At 34.7% G+C, this 1,685-nt stretch carries 1 protein-coding gene and 1 pseudogene; one reads left to right on the top strand and one right to left on the bottom strand.

All coding sequences use genetic code 11. The features are described from left to right. Positions 1 to 363: 363 nt before the first annotated feature. Positions 364 to 1,029, bottom strand: coding sequence for a tRNA (guanosine(46)-N7)-methyltransferase TrmB (gene trmB / locus WGMM_RS03925; protein ID WP_038250375.1), 666 nt, complete (start codon positions 1,027 to 1,029; stop codon positions 364 to 366). 139 nt (positions 1,030 to 1,168) lie between these two features. On the opposite strand from trmB, the pseudogene WGMM_RS03920 reads away from it, so the two are divergent. Then, positions 1,169 to 1,685: pseudogene (locus WGMM_RS03920) on the top strand (S1 RNA-binding domain-containing protein); the annotation flags it as partial.

The raw sequence follows: 1,685 nt of genomic DNA, 5'->3' as shown, positions 1-1,685 counted from the left end.
TCATTCCAGCATCCTTCCCTGTCATCCAAGTAGCCCTTCGTTGTCATCCCAGTGTCAAAAACTGGGATAACAGCTAACCTGACAACCGTCATCCCGCTACTTGTTAGCGGCTAAGAGATACCGTGACGGTATGACGGTTCGCGGTGGCATGACGATAAGCCTCATCATCCAGCTACGTGTTAGCGCCGCGGCGGCATGACGAGAAAGGGGCTACTTGGATGATACCTTTTTTCTACTTAGTTTGGGTTATGCAAGAAGTCTATTCCTTCATAAGGAGAAGTAGTTAAAGGAATTTACTCTATTTCTCCCTCTTTTTTTATTATTTTTAATTTATAGTTAACGTAAAAGAGATATGCAAAAACTCTATTGATCCATAGTCTGCAAATTATTAATAACACTTACTTTAAAGAACCTCACTTTACGCTGATCTTTGAGCGCTCTTCTGTGGTATTTTGTAAGAGTATAACTTGTGAAATCGTCTTCCCTATAGATTAAAGAGTTACACTGCTTTATATGTGATGCTATCCACTCTGCATAGTCCTGATGATCGGTTGCAATGAATATTTCCCCTGTTATAAGTATTTTTTTTGCTAATAAATTTAAAAATTCCGTATTAATTAATCGTCTTTTATTGTGACTTCTTTTTGGCCATGGATCTGGAAAGAGAATAAAGAATCTTTCAACACTGTTATCAGGAAAATTTGCAATCAATTCTCTTGCATCTTCTGTCCACATTAAAATATTTTTTATGTTCTGTATTTCTATGTTTGTCAGCAAGCGAAGATCGGAAGATAAGTAGGGCTCACATCCTATAAATAATAGATCAGGTTCATTGAGCACCTGGTAAAGCATATTTTCACCGTTGCCAAAGCCTATTTCTACCCATATTCTTTTTTGTGAATTTACAATTTTCTCTATAGATTCCTTGCTGTTTTGAATAGAATATTTTTCCAATATTTCATCAACATCAGGTTTTAGCCTGGACCTTCTGGAGAACGATCTAATCCACTTGCTATTCTTAAATAGCATATTCTTGATACATATATAATTTTCTCACTATATTTTATATAGCTTAAACAATTCTCGAAATGAGTTAATGAAAAATTACTTGTCAATAATTGTTAATATTACATAATATATGAGTTCTAATAAAGTTTAAGTTAAAGGTATAAATAATAATAATCCAGTCGTAAATCTACCGGTTACTATCAGAAAGCTATCATCAAACAAATTTATAGAAGAGATATGTCAAGGCCAATTTGAGGATCCAGATAATACCTTGTTTGAAGATTCTTTTGTTAACAAAATTAAAGAAGGAGATGTGGTAGAAGGTGTAATTACAAGAATAAACCCTAACGACGTTGTGGTTGATATTGGTTTAAAATCTGACGGGAGAATTCTGATCAAGGAACTCGGTTGTAATGATGAGGTCATTATTGGCTCGAAAATCAGAGTTTATGTGGAAAGAATTGAAGATTATCATGGTAATGTTGTTCTTAGTCGTGAAAAAGCAATTAGGGACGAAAAATGGAATAAGTTGGAAGAAGATACAGTTACAAGGGCTGAAGTAAGCGGAGTTATTAAACGCTCAATTAAATGTGGCTTTATTGTTGATCTTGGTGACGGAATAAGCGCTTTTTTACCGCTGAGTCATGTGGATTTGAAGTAAGTAAAAGATGCGAAGC

It is taken from the genome of Wolbachia endosymbiont of Glossina morsitans morsitans (assembly GCF_000689175.1).
Taxonomy (GTDB): domain Bacteria; phylum Pseudomonadota; class Alphaproteobacteria; order Rickettsiales; family Anaplasmataceae; genus Wolbachia; species Wolbachia pipientis.
The sequence above is the reverse complement of the archived record's forward strand: the minus strand, read 5'-3'. Positions and strand labels throughout refer to the sequence as shown.